General features: G+C 66.4%; 17 protein-coding genes. 3 read left to right on the top strand and 14 right to left on the bottom strand.

The genetic code is table 11. The annotated features are described in order from the left end of the window. Positions 1-12 precede the first annotated feature (12 nt). From ACU8YE_RS03430 to ACU8YE_RS03480, 11 genes are all read right to left on the bottom strand, one after another. Positions 13-2,163 (bottom strand): ATP-dependent helicase, encoded by a 2,151-nt coding sequence (locus ACU8YE_RS03430; protein WP_446928098.1) that lies wholly within the window; start codon positions 2,161-2,163, stop codon positions 13-15. An 88-nt stretch (positions 2,164-2,251) separates the two neighbouring features. Next, on the bottom strand, positions 2,252-2,569 hold the full coding sequence (locus ACU8YE_RS03435; protein WP_446928099.1) for a hypothetical protein: 318 nt from the start codon (positions 2,567-2,569) through the stop codon (positions 2,252-2,254). A gap of 140 nt (positions 2,570-2,709) precedes the next feature. Beyond that, positions 2,710-3,042, bottom strand: coding sequence for a YnfA family protein (locus ACU8YE_RS03440; RefSeq protein ID WP_232039858.1), 333 nt, complete (start codon positions 3,040-3,042; stop codon positions 2,710-2,712). 77 nt (positions 3,043-3,119) lie between these two features. Beyond that, positions 3,120-4,067, bottom strand: coding sequence for a carbohydrate kinase family protein (locus ACU8YE_RS03445; RefSeq protein WP_260801476.1), 948 nt, complete (start codon positions 4,065-4,067; stop codon positions 3,120-3,122). Continuing rightward, positions 4,064-5,563 (bottom strand): xylulokinase, encoded by a 1,500-nt coding sequence (xylB, locus tag ACU8YE_RS03450; protein ID WP_446928100.1) that lies wholly within the window; start codon positions 5,561-5,563, stop codon positions 4,064-4,066. Before xylB ends, ACU8YE_RS03445 begins: the two co-directional genes overlap by 4 nt. Positions 5,564-5,631: 68 nt before the next feature. Then, positions 5,632-7,050: a D-arabinitol 4-dehydrogenase gene (gene dalD / locus ACU8YE_RS03455; protein WP_446928101.1), complete on the bottom strand. Its 1,419-nt coding sequence runs from the start codon at positions 7,048-7,050 to the stop codon at positions 5,632-5,634. A 33-nt stretch (positions 7,051-7,083) separates the two neighbouring features. After that, positions 7,084-8,193, bottom strand: a complete 1,110-nt coding sequence (locus tag ACU8YE_RS03460) for a sn-glycerol-3-phosphate ABC transporter ATP-binding protein UgpC (protein WP_440817674.1) — start codon at positions 8,191-8,193, stop codon at positions 7,084-7,086. 34 nt (positions 8,194-8,227) lie between these two features. Next, complete coding sequence (locus ACU8YE_RS03465; RefSeq protein WP_440817677.1) at positions 8,228-8,944, bottom strand: HAD-IA family hydrolase; 717 nt, start codon at positions 8,942-8,944, stop codon at positions 8,228-8,230. Then, positions 8,941-9,762, bottom strand: coding sequence for a carbohydrate ABC transporter permease (locus tag ACU8YE_RS03470; RefSeq protein WP_260801485.1), 822 nt, complete (start codon positions 9,760-9,762; stop codon positions 8,941-8,943). The genes ACU8YE_RS03465 and ACU8YE_RS03470 overlap by 4 nt, the downstream gene beginning before the upstream one ends. Next, complete coding sequence (locus ACU8YE_RS03475; RefSeq protein WP_446928102.1) at positions 9,759-10,712, bottom strand: carbohydrate ABC transporter permease; 954 nt, start codon at positions 10,710-10,712, stop codon at positions 9,759-9,761. The genes ACU8YE_RS03470 and ACU8YE_RS03475 overlap by 4 nt, the downstream gene beginning before the upstream one ends. Positions 10,713-10,740: 28 nt before the next feature. Then, positions 10,741-12,066, bottom strand: a complete 1,326-nt coding sequence (locus ACU8YE_RS03480) for an ABC transporter substrate-binding protein (protein WP_446928281.1) — start codon at positions 12,064-12,066, stop codon at positions 10,741-10,743. 216 nt (positions 12,067-12,282) lie between these two features. Here ACU8YE_RS03480 and ACU8YE_RS03485 point away from each other — a divergent pair, with 216 nt between their 5' ends. Further along, positions 12,283-13,236 carry a sugar-binding transcriptional regulator gene (locus ACU8YE_RS03485; RefSeq protein ID WP_322018465.1) on the top strand — a complete coding sequence of 318 codons (954 nt, stop codon included), beginning with the start codon at positions 12,283-12,285 and terminating at the stop codon, positions 13,234-13,236. Between the two features lie 21 nt (positions 13,237-13,257). Beyond that, positions 13,258-13,566: a DUF1272 domain-containing protein gene (locus ACU8YE_RS03490; protein WP_232039849.1), complete on the top strand. Its 309-nt coding sequence runs from the start codon at positions 13,258-13,260 to the stop codon at positions 13,564-13,566. A gap of 4 nt (positions 13,567-13,570) precedes the next feature. On the opposite strand, the gene ACU8YE_RS03495 is transcribed toward ACU8YE_RS03490, so the two are convergent. Both ACU8YE_RS03495 and ACU8YE_RS03500 read right to left on the bottom strand, forming a co-directional pair. After that, positions 13,571-14,593: a TraB/GumN family protein gene (locus ACU8YE_RS03495; RefSeq protein WP_446928103.1), complete on the bottom strand. Its 1,023-nt coding sequence runs from the start codon at positions 14,591-14,593 to the stop codon at positions 13,571-13,573. Between the two features lie 40 nt (positions 14,594-14,633). After that, positions 14,634-15,245 carry a TetR/AcrR family transcriptional regulator gene (locus ACU8YE_RS03500; protein ID WP_414561861.1) on the bottom strand — a complete coding sequence of 204 codons (612 nt, stop codon included), beginning with the start codon at positions 15,243-15,245 and terminating at the stop codon, positions 14,634-14,636. Between the two features lie 111 nt (positions 15,246-15,356). On the opposite strand from ACU8YE_RS03500, the gene ACU8YE_RS03505 reads away from it, so the two are divergent. Beyond that, positions 15,357-16,877: an MFS transporter gene (locus tag ACU8YE_RS03505; RefSeq protein WP_446928104.1), complete on the top strand. Its 1,521-nt coding sequence runs from the start codon at positions 15,357-15,359 to the stop codon at positions 16,875-16,877. A gap of 12 nt (positions 16,878-16,889) precedes the next feature. Here ACU8YE_RS03505 and ACU8YE_RS03510 read toward each other — a convergent pair whose 3' ends face one another. Then, complete coding sequence (locus tag ACU8YE_RS03510) at positions 16,890-18,071, bottom strand: hypothetical protein (protein WP_232039847.1); 1,182 nt, start codon at positions 18,069-18,071, stop codon at positions 16,890-16,892. Positions 18,072-18,148 lie beyond the last annotated feature (77 nt).

Genomic DNA, 18,148 nt, shown 5'->3' on the forward strand with positions numbered 1-18,148 from the left:
CTGCCGCACTGACTACTTTTTCCAGTAGCCGCGCATCTTCTGGCTCAGGTCTACCTTGGCTGCGGCACGTGCTTCGGCTGCGGGGTCCGCACCGGGCTCGGGTGTCGGCCATGCGCATGCTTCGAACAGCGGTAGCAGCGCAGGCGGAATGAACCGGGTGCGCGACGCGTAGATGTGCCGATCGCCGTTGGGTGTTTGCTGCGTGACGTAGAAGCGCTGGGGCACCAGGATGTCGAGGTGCTCGCGCGCCCGCGTCATCGCCACGTAGAGCAGCCGGCGTTCTTCTTCCAGTTCTTCATGCGAACCGGCGCCCAGATCGGCCGGCATGCAGCCGTCTACGGCGTTCAGCACATACACCGCCTTCCACTCCTGGCCTTTCGACGAATGAATGGTCGAGAGGATCAGGTAGTCCTCGTCGCGATACGGGTCGCCCGACTCATCGCTGGTCAGCTCGGGTGGGTCGAGCGTCATCTCGGTCAGGAAGCGCTCGCGCGTGGCGTACGTGGCGGCCATACGGGCGAGCTGGTCCAGATCGCCCTGGCGCACGGCCGCATCGTCGTGCAGGCGCTCCATGTGAGGTGAGTACCAGGCGCCGACGGCTTCGAGTTCACCGGCCCATTCCAGGCTGTCTTTGGGCGTGCGCAAGGTATGCATGAGTGCCATCAGCGCAGACCAGTCGCCGACCAGGCGTGCCGGGGGCTCGTACGCGAGCAGCGCGGCAACCGGGTCCACCGCTTCCGCCATGGCGTCGAGCACACGTGCTGCCGTGGCCGGGCCAGCGCCCGGCAGCAATTGGATCACGCGAAACCCGGCGATGCGATTGCGCGGGTTTTCGGCCCAGCGCAGCACCGAGAGCACATCCTTCACATGGGCAGCCTCCAAAAACTTGAGGCCGCCGTATTTCACGAACGGGATGTTGCGGCGCGTGAGTTCAATCTCCAGCGGCGCGCTGTGACTTGCGGTGCGAAACAGCACCGCCTGCGATTTCAGCGTCAGCCCGCCTTCCCGGTGATGCAGCACCTGCTCGGCCACGCAGCGCGCCTGCTCGGCTTCATCGCGCACCGAAATCAAACGCGGACGATGCGTCGATGCGCGGTCCGTCCACAACGTCTTGGCAAAGCGCTCCGTGGCAAAGCGCATCACGCCGTTGGAAGCATCCAGAATCGGCTGCGTCGAACGGTAATTGCGCTCCAGCAGCACCGTGTGCGCCGGCCGCGAAAAGTGGCGCGGGAAATCGAGGATATTGCGCACCGTTGCCGCGCGAAATGCGTAGATCGACTGCGCGTCGTCGCCCACCACGGTCACGCCGCGGCCGTCCGGGCGCAGCGCACGCAGGATGGACGACTGCAGCCGGTTCGTGTCCTGGTATTCGTCGACGAGGATGTGGTCGAAGCGCGCGCCAATCTCGGCCGCCAGTTCTGCGTCGGACACCATCGCGTGCCAGTAGAGCAGCAGGTCGTCGTAGTCGAGCACGTGCTGCGCCTGCTTGGCTTCGACATACGCATCGAACAGCGTGCGCAATTGCGTCTCCCACATCGCGCACCACGGAAAGTGGTGCTTGAGCACGGCGTTCAGCGGGCTTTCGGCGTTGATGGCGCGCGAGTAGATGGCGATGCACGTCTGCTTGAGCGGGAAGCGGCGTTCCTTGGTCGACAGGTTCAGCTCATGGCGCACCACGTTGAGCAGATCGGCGGAATCGCTGCGGTCGTGGATGGTGAAATCGGGCGCGAGGCCGACGCGCTCGGCGTATTCACGCAGCAGGCGCGCGCCGATGCCGTGGAAGGTGCCGGCCCAGGGCAGGGTGGTTTTGTACGAAGTGCCAGCCGAATTGAGGGCGCTGTTCGATCGCTCGCCCTGCATGGCCCGCGCGAGCAGGTGGCCGGCACGGTTGGACAGTTCGCTCGCCGCCCGGCGGGAAAACGTCAGCAGCAGGATGCGTTGCGGATCGGCGCCGTTGGCCACCAGGTGCGCCACGCGCCAGCCCAGGGTGTGCGTTTTGCCGGACCCAGCACCGGCCAACACGAGCAGCGGGCCGGTTTCCGCTGCGTCCGCCCCGGAAATACCGAACTCGACCGCCTGGCGCTGCTGGTCGTTCAGTTGGGCCAGGTAACCGGGGCTGGCCGGGGCATTGGCGGTGTCTGGGGTAGGGGAGGCGGCAAGCACGGCAGGGCGTCACAAAAAATAACTGTATGAATATACAGCACCGTGATGCCCGCTTCCGGAAAGTGAGGGCGGTGAACGGGAGGTCCGATCAGATCCCGTCCCGCAGCGTCTTCGCAAAGTCTTGCGTTGAGGCACGCCGGTTGAAGGCCTCCACCAGATCCGCCACGAACCAGGGCAGCACGAGCTGCGTGCCCGGATCGCTCAGGCCGACGCGGAGCCTGTCCACAGATGCCGATTCGGCAGGTTGGGCCGGCTGGATCGGCTCCGGAGGCTGGCTGTGCGCGAGCATCCCTTGCAGGTCCTGATCGGTGAACGTGAAGGTTGACGTGGTGAGGGCCGAGGCGGTCATTGCTGCCGACATCAGGGTGGCGGCCACGATAAGGCGTTTGAGGGTATTGGCAGGCATCGTGGCCTCCAGAACAGAACGGTTGGACGAGTAAGCGACCGGCGCAGCGCGATGGCCGCAGCCATGATCCCCCCTCCGATCCTGGCGGTGGCTTAGGGTTCCGTTTCGCTCAGGAAATCCTAAATATCTGCGCAATTCGGTCAGTTGGCCTGCGGTTGCAGGGCGATCACCGCCATGCCCGTCAGCGCAATGGCCGCGCCGCCGATGTCCCAGCGGGTGAGCGTCACGCCGTCGACCAGACGCAGCCACACGAGCGCCACGGCGATATACACGCCGCCGTATGCGGCATAGGTGCGGCCGGCCGCGGTCGGGTGCAATGTCAGCAACCACGCAAACAGCGCCAGCGAGGCCGCCGCTGGCAGCAACAGCCAGATCGGCTTGCCTTGCCGCAACACGAGCCACGGCAGATAACAACCGACGATTTCCGCCACGGCGGTGACGGCAAACAGCACGGCAATACGAAGCAGTTCCAACACGGGCCCCGGAGCAATCAAAACGTAGACGGCACCGATTGTGGCACGTGGGGCCGCGCTGCCGCGATGGCACGGCATCAGGTGTGCGCGGCGGAGTGCGCCTGCAGCAACGCATCGATTTCCGGCTGCGTGCCCGCATACGCGCCGGCGCGCGTGGCGGTGAGGGCGGCCGCCGCTGCGGCTTGGCGCAGATGCGCCTGCACGGGCGCGTTGGGCGACTGCAGCAGGCTTGCCAGCCAAGCGCCCATCGCGGCATCGCCGCAGCCGACGGTGTCTGCCACCGGCACGGCAAAGGCCGGTTGGGCGATACGCGCATCGTCTCGCCCGCCGTGCGCCGCTGACAGCCATTCCATGCCCTCGGCCCCGAGCGTGAGCAGGATGTCGGCCTGCGGCGCGAGGGTGCGCAGCGTGGTCAGCGGATCGGCATCGCCGGGAAACAGGTGGCGCAAGTCTTCATCCGACACCTTGATGACCGATGCGATGGCAGCCATGCGCAGCAGCAGCGGCGCGTAGTGCGGAGCGTTCATCGCCGTGCGCCAGTTCGGGTCGAAGGTGATGCGGGTGCCTTGCGCGGCCAGCGTTTCGGCCAGCGCCACGAGGCGGCTGCCCAACGGCTCGCGCGCCAGGCTGATGCAGCCGAAGTGGGCGATCTCCACGGCGGTTTGCCAGCCGGCGGGCAGGGCTTGCGCATCGAAATGCAGGTCGGCGCTGTCATCGCCCACGAAGAAATAGTGCGGCGGCTGGGTCGACGTGACCATCGCCAGCAACGGCGAGCGATCCACGCGCTGCAGATAGCGCAGGTCGAGCCCGGCGGCCTGGGAATCGGCGAAGAGCGCGTCGCCGAACACGTCGTTGCTGATGGCGCCCGCGTAACCCGTGGGCACGCCCAAGCGCGCCGCCACGCGCGCGACGTTCCAGCATGCGCCGCCTGGCCCGGCGAGCCATTGGCCGTTGCCTTGGTGCAGGAAATCGGTCAGCGCTTCGCCAAAGACGACGAGGCGGGGCAAGAGCAGGGCGTCGGTCATGCAGGCAAGGAAAGATCGGTGGTTTGGGCAGAAGGCGTGGCCGGCAGCGGCGAAGCGCGCCGATACAGCGCACGGAATGTCGACAGCCGTTCGGCAAGGCGCGCGTGGCGTGCGGCATCGGGCCGATACGTGGCCTGCACGGGGGGCTTGGCGCAGACGGCCGCTTCGACGCCGCCGTCGGCCATCCAGGCCAGGCGCGCGGCACCGAGCGCGCCGCCGGCTTCGCTGCCGACATGGGTCGTCAGTTCGGTGTTGAGCGTGTCGGCCAGCAATTGCGCCCAGAACGGACTGCGCGAGCCGCCGCCCACAAACGAGAGCGAGGCCACCTGCGTGCCGGCTGCGCGCAAGGCGTCCAGGCCATCTGCCATGCCGAAGGCGACGCCTTCGATCACGGCATAGCCGAGCGCGGCGCGGTCGCTGGCATGCGTGAGGTTGTGGAAATGGCCTTGCGCAAACGCGTCGTTGTGCGGCGTGCGCTCGCCGCTGAGGTAGGGCAGGAAGAACGGCGCTGACTGGCGTTCGGATTCGGCCAGCGCGGCAATTTCGGGCAGCAGCGTGGCTTCGGGCACGCTCGTCAGCCGGCAGAACCAGCGCAGGCAGCTTGCGGCGGACAGCATCACGCTCATCTGGTGCCAGCGTCCCGGCAGCGCATGGCAGAACGCGTGCACGGCTTGGGCCGGGTTCGGGCGGAAGCGGTCATTGACGACAAAGATCACGCCTGATGTGCCGAGCGACAAAAAGCCATCGCCCGGCTGGGTCGCGCCGATGCCCACGGCGCTGGCCGCGCCGTCGCCACCGCCGCCGGCAACCACGACGCCACGTGCCAGGCCCCATGCCTCGGCCACCTCGGGCAGCAGCGTGCCGCTGGGTGCGCTGCCTTCCACCAGGCGCGGCATCTGGCTGCGTGACAAGCCCGTCGCGGCGAGCAGTTCGTCAGACCACGTGCGCCGCGCAACATCCAGCCACAGGGTGCCGCCCGCATCCGATGGATCGGATGCCCGCTCGCCCGTCAGGCGCAGGCGCAGGTAGTCCTTGGGCAGCAGCACGCAATCGATGGCGCTGAACACATCAGGTTCATGGTGTGCGCTCCACAGCAGCTTCGGCGCGGTGAAACCCGGCATCGCCAGGTTGCCGGCAACGGCGTGAAGGTCGGGCACGCGGCGGGTGAGTTCCAGGCATTCGGCGGTGCTGCGCGTGTCGTTCCACAGCATGGCGGGGCGCAACACGCGGTTGCGCGCGTCGAGAAGCACCGCGCCGTGCATCTGGCCCGACAGGCCGATGGCGCGCGTGGCCGCGAAGGCTTCTGGCGCCGCATCACGCAGTTTGCCGATGGCGGCACAGGTGGCCTGCCACCAGTCTTCCGGCGTTTGCTCGGCCCAGCCCGGATGCAGTCGCGATACGGTGAGCGGCTCGCCCGCCGTGCCGACGATGGTGCCCGCCGCGTTCAGCAACAGCACTTTGACTTCCGAGGTTCCGAGATCGATGCCGAGGTACATGAGGCCGCCGGGTCCGGTTGCTTGAACCGTGGATTGTCGCGCGAATCCGCCGTTGCGTTTGTTGATGACTAGCCGGCAGTGGCGGCTTGTTCGACTGCCAGCCACGCCCGCACACGCTCGATGGCGTCGCGAACAAGGCCGGTGAGTGCTTCCGTGCCCGCGAGGCTGCCCCACAGCGCGGTGTTCCGGCAGTACACGGCAACCGGGTCATCGGCCTCAAGCATGGCGTGCGCGGCAACCGGATCGAACTGGCCATCCTGGTAGGCATACGGCAGCGTGCCCGCGTGCCAGCGCTCCAGGAAGACGAAGAACAGCGCCGGCAGCATCGCCGTGGCAAGGGGCACATGCCCGCGCGCAAAGCATTCCGCCAGCGTGGGTGTGATGAACCCGGGAATTTTAGAAAAGCCGTCTGCCGCCACGCGCTGGTTGGTGTCAAGGATGTGCGGATTGGCGAAACGGTCGAGCACGGTGTCGCGGTAGGCGGCCAGGTCGATGGGGCTGGGCTGGTTGGCCGTGAGACACGGGATGACATCGTCGGTCACGTAGGCGCTCGCCATGCGGTGGATGGACGGCACGGCCACGCTTTCATCGATGGTGTGCAGCCCCAGGAGCGTGCCGGCCCACGCGATGCAGCTATGGCTGGCGTTGAGCACGCGGATCTTCGCTTCCTCGTACGGCAGCACCGAGGCGACGAACTCCACGCCCACGCGTTCCAGCGCGGGCCGCCCGGCGCGGAAGTCGTCTTCCACCACCCATTGCGCAAAGGTCTCGGCCATCACGGGGCAGCGGTCTGGCCAGCCGGTTTGTGCGGCCACCCGTTGGCGCAAGGCGTCGGTGGGGCGCGGCGTGATGCGGTCGACCATCGTGTTGGGCGTGCTGGCGTGTGCGTCGAGCCATGCGATGAGGTCGCTGTCGCCGGGCTCGCCCCGCAGCGTGAGGAACTGGCGCACGCCGCTTCGGAAGCGCTCGCCGTTGTGGCGCAGGTTGTCGCAATTGAGCAGCGTGAGGGGAGCGCCGCCGCGCTGCAAACGCAGGCGCAGCAGGCGCGCCAGTGCGCCATAGAGCGTGCTGGCACCGCTGCGCAGGTCGGCGGCGATGTCCGGCTGCGTGGCGTCGAGCTGATGCTGCTGGTCGAGGTAATAGCCGCCTTCCGTCACGGTGAACGAGATCACGCGCGTGTCGGGTGCCGCGCCGATCTCGCACAATGCCGCCAGTTCGGCATCCCATGGCACGACCGCATCGATGGACTCGATGCGCGTGTATTGGCGATGACCGGCGGTGTCGACTGTCTCCAGTGTGTAGGCGCCGTGCTGGGCGGCGAGGTCATGCAGCAGCGTGCCGGCATCGTCGCGGATGTTGGCAAGCGCCAGGCGCCACGATGTGTCGCCGGTCTCGCGAAGGCGATGCAGATACCACGCCTGGTGCGCGCGGTGGAAGGAGCCGGCACCCAGGTGCAGCCAGGTGGAAGAAGCGTTGGGGGAAGGCATGGTCGGGGCGTGCAACGTTGGGCGGTGTGAACCTCAGGCGGCCTGTTGGGCTTGGGGCGCTTGCAGGCGCGGCAGCGCGCGGCCTTCGGCGTCGAACAGATGGCAGTGCGCGGCGTCGGCAGACAACGTGATGGCGCTGCCGTGCGCGAGCCGGGTCGATTCCGGCACGCGCAGCACAAGGCCGTCGGGTGCGGCTTCGCAGTCGGCATGCAGATACGCCACGTCGCCCAGGGACTCGATATGCGTGACGGTGCCCCGCAGGCTGCCGGCCGCGTCGAGATGCAGATGCTCCGGGCGGATGCCGAGCGTGACGGCATCCCCCGCACGCAGCTCGCCCGGGGACACGGCGACCGGCTGTTGGCCCCCCGCGAGCGCCACGGAGACGCCCGACGCATCGGCACGATCGACGACGCCACGCAGGAAGTTCATCTTGGGCGAGCCGATGAAGCCCGCCACAAACTGGCTGGCCGGATGGTGATACAGCGTCTGCGGAGAGCCGACCTGCTCGATGCGTCCGTCACGGAGCACGACGATCTTGTCGGCCAGCGTCATGGCTTCCACCTGATCGTGCGTGACGTAGATCATGGTGGTCTTCAATGCGTCGTGCAGGCGGGCAAACTCCAGGCGCATCTTCACGCGCAGCGCGGCATCGAGGTTGGAGAGCGGCTCGTCAAACAGGAAGACCTTGGGCTCGCGGGTGATGGCGCGACCGATGGCCACGCGCTGGCGTTGGCCGCCGGAGAGCTGGCGCGGCTTGCGATCGAGCAGCGCATCGATGTGCAGGACCTCGGCGGCGCGACGTACGGCGGTGTCGATGGCATCGCGCTTCATGCCCGAGAGCTTCAGCCCGAAGGCCATGTTGTCGTACACGCTCATGTGCGGGTACAGCGCGTACGACTGGAACACCATCGCAATGCCGCGCTTGGCGGGTACCACGTCGTTCACGCGCGTATCGCCGATCAGCAGGTCGCCGGCATCGATGCCCTCCAGGCCTGCAATCGTGCGCAGCAATGTCGACTTGCCGCAGCCCGATGGGCCGACGAAGACGACGAATTCGCCATCGGCAATGTCGAGGTTGATGTCGTGCAGGACGGTGTTCTGCTCGTAACGCTTCTGCAGATTGCGCAGGGTCAGGCTGGCCATGGCGAGGTCTCCTTGGGCGTGTTCTGTATGCGGATCAGGCGGGCGTGGCGAGGGTCGACGAAAGCGCGTCGGCCAGTGCCCGCATGTCGGTAAAGACGTGGCGCGCGCCGGCGGCCAGCAGACGTTGTGTGGCGACTGCCGGCATATGCGCCACGCCGGCAAAGCCGAATACGGTCAGGCCGGCGGCTCGGGCGGCGCGCACGCCGGTGTCACTGTCTTCAATGACGAGGCATTGCGCGGGGCTGGCGCCCAGGCCCGCGCAGGCTGCGAGGTACACATCCGGTGCCGGCTTGGGTCGCGGTGTTTCGTAGGCGCTATAGATGTGTGGGCCAAATACGTCGAGCAGGCCTGCTCTGCGCAGGCTTGCTTCAATGCGCGGGCGGCTGCTGTTGCTGGCGACCGCCTTGGGCTGCGGCAACGTGGCGAGCAGGTTGGCAATGCCGGGCACCGGCTGCGATTGCGTGGCGCAGTCGTGTTCGACGTCGGCCAGCACGCCGGCCAGTTGTGTGTCGGACAGATGAAAGCCGATGCTGCTCTGCAACTCGCTCAGCAGTGCCATCGTGTTCATGCCCAGGCGCGGTTCAAGCATCTCTTCCAGCGCGGCGGACGAAAGATGCGGCACGTGCGGACCGAGCGTGCGGATCAGCGCGCGCAGCGCCACCGACTCGCTGTCGATCAGCACGCCGTCGCAATCGCAGATGAGGTAGGCGGGGGCGCGCGCGTTGGCATATTCGTTGGCATGTGGCGTCATTTCACGGCCCCGAACGTCAGGCCGCGCACCAGTTGCCGTTGTGCCAGCCAACCCAACACGAGGATCGGCGCAATCGCCAGGACCGACGCCGCCGACAATTTCGCCCAGAACAGCCCCTCCGGGTTGGAGTACGACGCAATGAAGACGGTGAGCGGCGCCGCATCGATGCTGGTCAGGTTCAGGCTCCAGAAGGCTTCGTTCCACGACAGGATGAGCAGGAGCAGCGCGGTGGAGGCCAGGCCCGGCAGCATCGTCGGCAGCAGCACGTAGACGAGTTCCTGCCAGAGGTTGGCGCCGTCCATGCGCGCGGCTTCCAGAATCTCGCGCGGCACGTCGTTGCAGTAGGTGAAGACCATCCACACGGCAATCGGCAGGTTGGCGAGCGTGTAGACGATGACGAGCGCCGTGATGGAGTCCAGCAGCCCCGCCGTCTTGGCAAGCAGGTACACCGGTAGCAGCACGCCCACGGCGGGCATCATCTTGGTCGACAGCATCCACAGCAGGACCTGCTGCGTGCGCTTGTTCGGGAAGAACGCCATCGCATAGCCCGCCGGGATGGCAATCGCCAGCGCCAGCAGCGTAGAGATGATCGACACCGCCAGCGAGTTTCCGAGAAAGCTCGGGTAATGCGCGCGCTCCAGCACCTCGCGGAAGCTGTTGAGCGTGGGCGTGAACCAGAGCGTGGGCGTATAGGCGTCCTGCTCGGTCTTGAAGGCGGTCAGCGTTGCCCAGGCGATGGGGAAGAACAGCACCAGGGCGATCGCCCACGCCAGCACTCCGGCCAGCCGCGTGCGCCAGGTTGCGGTGAGGGTGCTCATTGCTCGTGCACTCCCTTCAGGTTGCGAGCCAGCATGCGAACGAGGAAGAACGCCACCACGTTTGCCAGCACCACGGCCACGATGCCGCCCGCCGACGCAATGCCGATATCGAACTGCTGCAAGCCGAGGCTGTAGACAAAGTAGGCGAGGTTGGTGGTGGCTGTGCCGGGGCCGCCGGCGGTGGTGGTGTGGATCTCGGCAAAGATCGAGAGCAGGAAGATGGTTTCGATCATCACCACCACGGCAATCGCGCGCTTCAGGTGCGGCAGCACGATGTGCCAGAAGATGCGCTCGGGGCTCGCGCCGTCGAGCTGCGCGGCTTCCTTCTGCTCGGGGTCGAGCGATTGCAGCGCCGTCAGCAGGATCAGGAAGGCAAACGGCGTCCACTGCCACGCCACGATGATGATCACGGAGAGCATCGGCTGCGTCGCGAGCCAATCCACCGGCTCGGCACCGAACAGGCGCGCCACCCAGGCTGCCAGGCCGTACACGGGGTGCAGCATCATGTTCTTCCAGATGAGCGCCGCCACCGTCGGCATGACAAAAAACGGGCTGATCACGAGAATGCGCGCCACACCGCGCCCCGCAAACGGCTGGTCGAACAGCACCGCCAGCAGCGTGCCGGCCACGACGCTGATCACCAGCACCGAGCCGATCAGCACCAGCGTGTTGCCGATGGCCGGCCAGAAGGCGGGGTCTTCGATCAAGAAGCGGTAGTTGTCGAGCCCCGCCAGGCCGGTCTGATCGGGGTTGAGCAGGTTGTAGCGGCTGACGGAGAAGTACAGCGTCATCGCCAGCGGCACCGTCATCCACAGCAGCAGGACCAGCACCGACGGCGACACCAGCAGCGTCGGCAGCCAGCGCCGCGCGCCGTTTTGTGGTTGTACGGGCTGTGCGGGTGACGGTGTACCGCCCATGCCGTTCACCCGCGACTCCAATACATGTTCCATGACACCTCCCGGCGCAGCTGCGGCTGCATCACTTCAGATAGCCGCCCTGGCGCATCGCACGCTGTGCCTGCGATTGCGAGACGCGGAGTGCGTCGTCCACCGTCGTCTTGCCTGTGAGCGCGCCGGCAATCGCCTGGCCAACCACCGTGCCCAGCGACTGGAACTCCGGAATCGTCACGAACTGCACGCCGGTGTAGGGCACTTTCTGTGCGGACGGATCGTTCGGGTTGGCGGTCTCGATGGCGTGGCGCACGAAGCTCGAGAACGGCGCGGCTTTCTGGTAGGCCGGGTCGTCATACGTCGATGCGCGCGTGCCCGGCGGCACCTCGCCCCAGCCCTGCGCCTTGGCCACGGCGCGGATGTACTCCTTCGATGTCGCCCACGCCGCAAATGTCTTGGCAGCCTCCGGCGATTTCGACGACTTCGGCACCGCGAGCGCCCAGATCCACAGCCAGTGCGAGCCCTTCGGTGTGCTGGCGATGGGTGCATTCGCAAAGCCCACCTTGTCGGCCACCTTGGAATCCTTCGCGCTGCTGACCATGCCGGCCGCGACGGTGGCGTCGATCCACATGCCGCACTTGCCGCCCGAGAACAGCACCAGGTTTTCGTTGAAGCCGTTGCTGCTTGCCCCCGGCGGGCCGTATTTCTTCAGCAGGTCGACATACGTGTTGACCGCCTGTTTCCATTGCGGCGTGTCGATGGTCGGTTGCCATTTCTCGTCGAACCAGCGGCCGCCGAACGTATTGACCATGGTGGATACCAGCGCCATGTTTTCGCCCCAGCCCGCGCGGCCGCGCAAGCAGATGCCGTACACACCCTTGGCCGGGTCGTGCAGCTTGGCGGCGAACTTGGCGATGTCGTCATACGTCGGCTGCTCGGGCATCTTCAGGCCCGCCGCGTTGAACAGATCGCGCCGGTAGTACGTCATCGAGCTTTCGGCATAGAACGGCACGGCGAACAGCTTGCCGCCCTGCGAGAGGCCATCGCGCACTGTCGGCAGCAGATCGGCCGCGTCATAGCTGCCGGGCATGTCCAGCGGTGTGAGCCAGCCTTTCTTGGCCCACAGCGGGGCTTCATAGCCGCCGATGGTCATCAGGTCGAACTGGCCGCTGCCGGTGGCGATGTCGGTGGTCACGCGCTGGCGCAGCACGCCTTCTTCCAGCGTGACCCAGCGCAGTTTGATGTCGGGGTGCGCCTGCTCGAACTGGCTCGACAGTTTCTGCAGCACGATCATGTCGGGGTTGTTGATCGTGGCGATCGTGAGCGTCGTGGGCGCGGCATGCGCGGAAATGGCGGTAAAAGCCGGGAGGGCAGCGAGGGCGGTCAGCTTGAGTAGCCGGGATGGGCGGGCCATCCCGCGCAGCAGCGTGCGGAACATGCAGTCGTCTCCTTTCTTGGAATGTGGCGATGCGGGCGCACCGCCTGGACTTGCTTCGGGATTTGAGCAATTGTCCGTGTTGTGAGCAAATAATCGGATGCGATGTTGCGCTTGTCAAGCAAATGCTCGTTGAAAGAGCAAAAGCACGCTACGATGCATCCCATATCGCCGAGGTTCTAGAGGAGGCGCTGCGTGTCCAAGCAGCAGGAAAAACGAGACCAGGCTGCGCGTGCAGCGTGGCTTTACTACGTGGGCAACCACACGCAACACGACATCGCCGAGCAACTGGGCGTGTCGCGCCAGATCGCCCAGCGGTTGATCGCCTATGCGGTGGAGCACGGGCTGGTGAAGGTGCGTGTGACGCACCCGGTGTCAGCGTGTCTGGAGTTGGCGGAGAGCCTGCGCAGCCGTTTCCGGCTGGAGACCTGCCATGTGGTGCCGGCCAGTGCCGACGATGCAGACGCTGCCCAACGCATGATTGCCGTGGCCGCCGCGGAAATCATGGAGCGCCACCTGCTGGCTGATGCGCCGCGCGTGGTGAACGTCGGCTCGGGCCGCACGCTGCGCGCCGCGATCGATCAACTTCCAGATATTGACCGGCCGCAGCATCGCATCGTCTCGATGGTCGGGGCGATTGCAGCGGACGGCTCGTCCAACCGTTACGACGTCGCGCTTGCCGCGGCGGAGAAAACCCGCAGCCGCTATTACCTGCTCCCTGCGCCGCTTGTTGCCGACAACGCCGAAGACACGAGGCAGTGGTGCCAGCACCGGCTCTACGGCGTGGTGGCCGATCTGGCAGCGCAGGCGGATGTCACGTTCATTGGGGTCGGCACGATCGGGCCCGGTTGCGCATTGCAGGTCGATGGCTTCATCAGCGCGAAGGATGTGGATGATCTGCTCGCCCATGGCGCAGCCGGCGAGTTGATCGGCAGGCCGATCGATGCCCAGGGTCGTTTGCTGGAGGCGCCGCTGCAGACCCGCATCACGAGCTTGCCGCTCAGGCCGATGCCCTCTCGCCCCGTCATCGCCATTGCTGGCGGTGTGGCCAAGGCGGGCGCGATCGGGGCGGCCTTGCGAGGCGGCTGGCTGACCGGCCTTGTGACCGACGAAGCCTGTGCGCAGCAGATCCTGGCTGCATTGGACTGAACCCACCACACCGACGACGCAATGCTCGAACTCCGCCCGACCTGCGAACACTGCAACACGGCGCTGCCGCCCGATGCGACCCACGCGCGCATCTGTTCATTCGAATGTACGTTCTGCGCGACGTGTGCAGACGGCGTGTTCGGCAATGTCTGCCCGAACTGCGGCGGCGGTTTTACGGCGCGGCCGATCCGCCCGTCGAAGGATTGGAAGAACGGCAACTTCCTGGGCAAGCACCCGGCCAGCACGACAGTCAAGCATCGTCGCGCAGACTTGGCCGCGCATGCCGAATTGGCGGCGGCTGTCGGCGCCACGCCGCCGGAAAAGCGCTGATGGTCTAACGCGGTGCAGGCGCCGGTAACACCGGCGTGACCTTGTAGCCGCGCGCCGCCAGCAGCGCCGGAATCCCCTTGGGCCCGATCATGTGCAACGCGCCCACGGCGCCAAACACGCGCTGGCCGCTGTTGTGCACGCGCGCAATGTTTTCGGCCATGGCGCGGTTGCGATTCGTCACGAGGCGTTGGAAGGCGCGTTTGTCCGACGCCGTTTTCAGGCAATCGCACCACTGGGGGTAGTGCTCCAGCGTACTGATGTCGCTGTCGGCCCAGGCATTGGCGAGCGTGAGCGTCTGCGTGCGCGCCTCGCCCGATTCAATCGCGTCGAGCACGGTATCGAATTGCTGAGCGACCTCGTTCTTCGGCACGATCTCGTTGAGCACGCGCACCTGCTGCGCCAGCGTTTCGAGCGGCACGATGGGCAAATGCACGCTCTTGGCGTAAGTCGTCAGAAACAGGTCGATACCGAAATCCGGATAGAGCCCGTCCGTGCGCACCCCCAGCACCGCCAGCGAGGCCAGTTGCATGGTCGGCTGAAACTTGCGGATCTGTGTGAGCGCCGTGTCGGGCAGGCACGCCGCGGAGAGCAGCTTGTTGAAGCGTTCACCGCGCCGGCCTGCCATGAGGCGGCGATCTTCGGCGGTGTTGTGGGCGATGAGCGGTTTGCGGTCGGTGCCCTTGTCGAGCAGGTCGAGTTCGAGCGCGATGCTGTCCACCTGCTGAAGCGCGCTGCGCACGGCGGGGCCGGGCAGCATCCAGTCGGCCCGCGCAACGTGGATCGTCCCGTAGAGCCACGAGGTGTGACCGTTCTTTTCGATACGCCAGAGCAGGCCGTGGTCGGTCGCGCGCTGCGCGGCGGCGGCCCAGCCGTCCTTGGGGATGAAGCTGGAGGCCGGGGGCGGACAGTTCGTGGCCGGGGCCTGTGCCTGTGCTGGCGTTGCATCTTGCGCGACAGCGGCGCCCGCGCTCGTCAGCAGAAAAAACGCGGCCGCCAGCGCGCGCCACGTGGTGCGATTGCGTGCCATTTGGCTGCTCCCCGAATATTGTTGTGGTCGTCTGTGCAGTTTAGCGGGCGCGGGCCATTGCGTCCCACGCGGCCATCGCGCAATCGACGGTGGCGATCAATGCTTCACGTGGTGCGCCGTCGCGCGCCTGGATCGACAGGCCATTGAGCACGGTCGCGTAGTAGCCGCCAAGTGCATCGGCGTCGGCCGAGGCGGGCACATCGCCCTCAGCAATGCCGCGGCGGATGCGCGTTCGGATGGCCTCGATGGTTTCCAGCCGGATCGCGCGCAAGTCCTCCTGCACCTGCTGATTGGGCGCCGAGCACAACAGCGCGCCCAGCACGACCATGCATCCGCGCGGCGCGTCGGGTTGGCTGAAGGCAAGGGCATTGCTGCGCAACAGCGCGTCAATGGATTCGCGCGCGGTCGCCGGTTCGGTCAGGGCGATGACCGTGGTGCTGCCTGCCGTCTGCCGGTAGAGCGCAACGGCTTCACGAAAGAGCGCTTCCTTCGAGCCGAATGCCGCGTAGAAGCTCGGCGCGGTGATGCCGCCCATCGCCAGCTTGAGTTCGTCGAGCGTGGTGCCCTCGTAGCCGCGCGCCCAGAACACGGTCATGGCCTGGCGCAAGGCTTCGTCGCGGTCAAAGGTGCGGGGGCGTCCTCGTGTCGCCATGATGAAGTCCTGAAATCCTTATTTATGTACTGGTCAATATATTAATCCTTGACGTCAGCCGTGTCGCCTCGTTAATTTGTATACCAATCGATACAAAAATAAGAGGCTCCCTTGAACACGACGATTTCACACTGCCCCGCGCATGCTGGGCGCTGGCTGGTGCTGGCAGCGGTTTGCATGGCGGGGCTGGTCCTGCCGCTATCTTTTACCGGTGCGGCGGTGGCCACGCCGGCCATCGGACGTGCGCTGGGCGGCAGTGCCACGGCGCTCAACTGGGTGGTCAACGGCTTCATGCTCGCCTTCGGCAGTTGCCTGATGGTGGCTGGCGCGATGGCCGATTCGTATGGCCGCAAGCGCGTGTTCGCCAGCGGGATCGCGTTGTTCGTGCTGGCATCGATTGGTGTCGCGCTGGCGCCCAGCGTGAACGCCATCGGGTGGCTGCGCGCGCTGCAAGGCGTGGCGGCGGCGATGTCGCTGGCGGGTGGCTCGGCTGCGCTGGCACAGGAGTTTGACGGGCATGCGCGCATTCGCGCCTTCAGCCTGCTGGGGACGACATTTGGCGTGGGCTTGGCCTTCGGGCCACTGATTGCAGGCGCGCTGATACAGACGCAGGGCTGGCGTGCCATCTTCGTGCTGTGCGCGATGATGGGCGCGCTGGCTTTTGTGTTTGGCGTGCCGCGCATGCGGGAAACGCGCGACCCCGATGCGCGCGGCGTGGACTGGGCCGGTGCCGCAAGTTTTACGGCGACGCTTGTCCTGCTCACCTGGGCCCTGATGGAGGTGCCCGAGCGCGGTTGGAGGGATGGCGTGGTGCTGGCGTTGTTCACTGCGTCAGCGCTTGGGCTGACCGTGTTCGTCGCCATCGAGCAGCGCGTGGTCAGGCCGATGCTCGATCTCTCGCTCTTCCGCTTTCGTCGTTTTGTCGGCGTGCAGTTCCTGCCGCTTGCCACGGCGTGCTATGTGGCGATGCTGGTGTTGCTGCCCGCGCGCCTTATCGGCATCGAGGGGCAGGGCGAAACGGAGGCAGGTGTCACGATGATTGCCTTGTCGCTCCCGTTGCTGGTCGTGCCGCTGCTGGCGGTGCAACTCGCGCATCGGTGGTCCGCTGCGGCGCTGACGTGTGGCGGGCTGCTGGTGGCGGCGATGGGTTTCTGGTGGCTGGGCGATGTTGCGCCAGGCCAGCCTGCTGCCGCATGGATTCTGCCGATGCTGCTAACAGGCTTCGGTACCGGTTTCGCGTGGGGGCTGATGGATGGCCTGTCCGTGAGCGTGGTGCCCAAGGAGCGCGCGGGTATGGCCACCGGCATCTTCAGCACCACGCGCGTGGCTGGCGAGGCGGTTACGCTGGCCGTGGTGGGCGCGGTGCTGACGGCGCTCATCGTTTCGCAGGCCCGCGCGTCCGGCGGCGCGAACGTGGCGACCTGGATGGAGGCCGCACACCGCACCGCCATGGGCAACGTGCCCGCAGCGTTGGCGCTGCTGCCTGCCGCTTCGGCGCCGACGCTCATCTCGGCCTACGTTGCCGCGTTTGCGCAGATTGCCCATGCGCTGGCCGTCGTATCGGTGGTGTCGGCGGCGGTGGTGTGGGGCCTGCTCGGCCGAACGCAGGCTGTGCCGGTGGCGGCTGTTTGACGATCAGCGTCGCTACTTGCTCAACCGCGGCGGCACGGCATGCGCGCCCCGCGTCTCGCGAAACCACAGCGCCAGGCTTTCGTCTTCGAGCGCGTAGGCGCCGCGTGACTCCTTCCAGATCAGGTTCTTGTCGCGCAGCGCATCAAGCGCGGCTTGCACCGTGGCGGTGGAAAACTCGCTGTGGCCGAGCTTGGCCGCATACGCCTTCATCGAGTCTTCCGAAAACGGCGAGTAGCCTTGCCCGCGCTCGATCAGCACCGCGAGCACGGCGCGCTGGATTTCGGTCAGCGCGCTGTAATCGCTCTCGATCTCGCCCCAGATGCGGTCGCGAAACCCCTGCGCGCCGCGCTTGAGCAGCTCGCCCAGGCTGGCGGCTTCGCCCAGCTCCAGGGCGATCTCGCTGACGATGCCTTTGAGCATCTCCGGCCGGTGGCCGACCAACTGGAAGGCGGCAAACATGTCGTCTTCCTTGAACTGGTTGTTCGGCGCCAGGTGCTGGTTGACCCACGCCGTGTACGCCGACACATACGGCCGGCCCAGCAGCGGGAAGTTGGTCACGCGCGAGCCGAAGAACGGCTGTGTGCGATTGAGCAGCAGGTTGGCGAGCTTGTCGCGGTTCGATCCCGTAAAGACGAGGAAGAGGCGCGGTTCTTCCACCCCCTGGTTCATCTGGTCCCGCGCGGCCTTGAGCGCGAACATGGCGTTGGTGCCGGCCTCGGTGGACAGCGCGTGCTGCGCCTCGTCGATGATCAGCACGACGGGCCGCTGCACTGCTTTGTAAAGCACATCCAGCGCATCGGCCAGGGTGATGCCCGGCGGCAGCCCGATCTTGCCGAGGTTGAACGTGAAGGTGCGTAACACGTCGACCTTCTCCATGCCGGCCTGCTTGGCGAGCTTGGCGATCGGCCCGTCGAACTGGGCCAGCTTCGATTTGATGGCGTCGGCGATCAGCAGGCCGGGGTCGCGGGCGCGGTCGGCCCACAAGTCCACGTAGATGGCGATCCACTTGCGGCGTTCGACCTCCGGCACCAGGTCTTCGCGCAGGAACGTGCTTTTGCCGGTGCGCCGGGGCGCCGCCAGGAACAGGCCGGAGCGCGCATCGGCCAAGCCCTTGCCTTCCAGGCTGTCACACAGCGTGTTGGCAAGGTCCTGGCGGTGGAAGTTGAAGCGGCTGGTATCAGTGTCGGAATCCATGGAAAGCCCTGTTTTAGACCTGATTATGGGGGTTGGTATAAATTATAGTTGATCCAATAATTAAGGCTAATTCCACT

The sequence above is a fragment of the Ralstonia sp. VS2407 genome, from assembly GCF_052950655.1.